The organism is Pelagicoccus sp. SDUM812002 (assembly GCF_031127835.1).
Lineage (GTDB): Bacteria > Verrucomicrobiota > Verrucomicrobiia > Opitutales > Opitutaceae > Pelagicoccus.
The window spans coordinates 1-706 of sequence record NZ_JARXHX010000109.1 but is presented as its reverse complement, the minus strand read 5'-3'; the positions used below and the strand labels follow the sequence as shown (position 1 = coordinate 706).

General features: G+C 57.8%; 1 protein-coding gene. It reads left to right on the top strand.

Annotated features, from left to right (window positions below; genetic code table 11):
- Window positions 1-65 precede the first annotated feature (65 nt).
- Window positions 66-706, top strand: a 641-nt coding sequence (locus QEH53_RS23900) for an AMP-binding protein (RefSeq protein WP_309025754.1), incomplete at its 3' end; no start/stop codon positions are given.

Sequence of the window (706 nt, the reverse complement as noted above, 5' to 3'; positions counted from 1 at the left end):
TCGGCTCTCCGTCGGACCTGATCTACTGCATCTACACCTCGGGATCCACGGGCAGGCCAAAGGGCGTGCTGATAGAGCACCGGAACGTCGCGAACACTCTCTGCTTCATGCAGGATATCTACCCGCTGGACGTTGGCGATGTCTACCTGCTGAAGACCAGCTACACCTTTGACGTCTCTGCGACTGAGCTGTTCGGGTGGTTCTGGGCCGGCGGAAGGCTTGCTATTCTCGAACAGGGTAAGGAGGGTGACTCGAGGGCGATTGCGGACGCGGTCGATAGCTTTGACGTTACTCATATAAACTTCGTCCAGTCAATGCTGGACGCGTTCATGAGGATGATCGAAGGAGTGGAGCTGGAGTCGCTCCGGTGCGTAAGGCACCTCCTTGTGGCCGGGGAGGCTTTCAGTCCGGGCTTGTCGGCAAAGACGTCGAAGGCTGGGTTTCGGGCTCAAGTCGCTAATCTTTATGGTCCAACTGAAGCGTCAATCTACGCGACTTGGTTCAACCTCGCTAAAGACTATGCTACCGGCGATAGTGTAGTCCCGATCGGCCGCCCTATCTGGAACACTCGCATCCGCGTCCTGGGTTCGGGCGGGGGTCTCGTTCCTGTCGGCGTACCGGGTGAGCTATGCATAGCAGGAGCGGGTCTGGCTCGCGGCTATTTGAATAACTCCGAGTTGACTTCCCGGAAGTTCGTTCCCGATCC